This window comes from Bifidobacterium rousetti (genome assembly GCF_008698235.1).
In the GTDB taxonomy this organism is placed as follows: domain Bacteria; phylum Actinomycetota; class Actinomycetes; order Actinomycetales; family Bifidobacteriaceae; genus Bifidobacterium; species Bifidobacterium rousetti.
In genome coordinates, this window is record NZ_PEBH01000028.1 from 1 (window position 1) to 2154 (window position 2154).

General features: G+C 62.4%; 1 protein-coding gene. It reads right to left on the minus strand.

Annotation, left to right across the window (positions count from 1 at the left end; translation table 11 throughout):
- Positions 1 to 244: 244 nt before the first annotated feature.
- Positions 245 to 1717, minus strand: coding sequence for an ATP-binding protein (locus CSQ85_RS12890; protein WP_150384351.1), 1473 nt, complete (start codon positions 1715 to 1717; stop codon positions 245 to 247).
- Positions 1718 to 2154 lie beyond the last annotated feature (437 nt).

Consider the following 2154-nt stretch of genomic DNA (forward strand, 5'->3'; position numbering starts at 1 on the left):
CTCTCTGGGGGTACGGCTTCAAACCCCTTGAAAACATTGGTTTTCAAGGGGTTTCTTTTATGGTTTTGACACGCGTTTGACAGGGCCGTTCGGTCTCTTGCCCGACCACTGCACCGCACTGGACAGGACCTTCGAGATCACCATCCGGGACGCTGCCCGAACCGATGCTTCTCGCTTGTCTCTTGTCGACGGAATACCGCAATCCGGCGTCACCATGTCGGGGTTACTCCGAAATACTCCGAAGTTACTCCGAAATACTCCGAACCTGCTGCCCCGAATACGTGTAGTACTGTTTAGGGTCACGAGTCCCGGAACCATGCCATTGCAGGATCCCCTTGCCGGCCAGTTCCTTCAGGGTTTTCGATGCGGTCCTGGCGCTTACTTCGGCGGCTTCGGCCAATGCCCCGGTCGTCACCTTCCCGTTGTCGATGGCGAGGGCGAGGGCCTTACGTTCGGTCGGAGTCAAGCCCTCGGCGGGGATCTCCGTCTCGTTGATGACGGTGGCAGGCCCGTCCTGCCGCCCGTTCAGGTAGGGGACGCGTCGCCTGATGTTGTTGCGCAGCACGAGACGGACGCTGAAATCGTTCGGCTCGCTGTACTCGGGATCGGGCAGGCCGAGCTCCTCCATCTCCTCATACATGCGGTGCACACCCTCATTGAGCTCGCGCACCAGCTCGAACGCGGTAAGCACATGGCAGATCTTCGGGTTGCGCGCGTACCGGGTGGTGCGCATGTTCTCCAACGTGACCCGGTTCGGCAACGCGCCCGGGCTGGTGACCTCCAGACGGTCGTCGAAGATCATCACCCGCGTGTACTCGCCGCGGATCGAATAGTCACGGTGCGCGACCGCGTTCACCAGTCCCTCGAACCACGCGAACCGCGGGTACTCGGGCACCGTGCGGAACCGGCCGTCGTCACCGAGCACCTGGAACTCGCGCAGCAGCGACCCGATCAACTGGCTGGCCTGCGCCACCACGTCGGGCAGCGGCCCGTCGAACTCCCTGTCCTTGACGATGTTCAACCCGCGACCGGTATGCAGCTCGGTCCCGTCGACCCTGATGACGCGCACGCGCGCCGATGGCAGAAACGCCGCCGGATACTGCGCGAACAGGAGCACGCCAGCGTTCGTCAGGCGCCCATCCACAAGGAAGCCGCGGCTGCGCAGCACCCGTTCACCTGGGATGTCGGCCGCGCCGATGGCCCGCTTGTACCGGTCCAGCACCCCGTGGTCGACGTCGTCCATGCCCGACCGGAGCTCCGGCTCGTCCTCAAACCAGCGCTGCCCCTTGTCGTACTCCAAGGCGCGCACCTGCTCTCGATCCAGCAGGACGCTGCGGTCCGCCTCGCGCAGGTACACGTCGCCGTTCGACCGTTTCGTCACCACGTGGTTCGATAACGGGGCCACGTCCAGCACGAGGATCACGTCGCTCTCGCCGGCCGTGTTCACGCAGGAGACGCGCCGCACGCTCACCTGCGGCGTGGGGGCGCACTGCGTGATCGGGATCTGTTCGAACGACTCGACCGGCCTGGCGTTGTTCCGCTTGAACCCGGTGATCCTCCCGTCGTCCTCGATGCCGATGACCAGCTGGCCGCCCGAGGCGTTCGCGAACGCGATGAGGTGGCGGGACACGTCCTCCGGCTTGATGCGCGCGCTCTTGCGGTCGAAGTACTGCCCCTCGTCCATACGGGCGAACAGCGTCGCCTCGTCAGCACTCATGTCCACGACCGTCTCCCATCACCGGCAGAACCACCTACGACAAGTCACGAGCATACCCGAGCGAGCCCACAGCGCAAGAAACCAAAAGCCGCCCGACACCACCACCACGGCACATAGCGGCCAGTCCATCTGCACGCCCTCTGTCTATGCGACCTCTATAAAAATAGTTTTTTGTTCTCACTGGACTAACTATTGGAATTACTTACTTTCTTCTGTTCCGACTGTGCACCGACTGTGCACCGACTGCACCAGCCAGATACCCCAACACGCCGATCATCCACCGGCTTTTACCGGGGTTGTTTTGACACGTTTTTGACACGCATCTGCATGATGTACCCACGTCTGCGTGAGCCATGACATGTGCGTGAACCGCCATTTTCCGCGGATTGGCGCTATGACGCCACCGTCACGAAGAGTTCGACTCTCTCTGGGGGTAC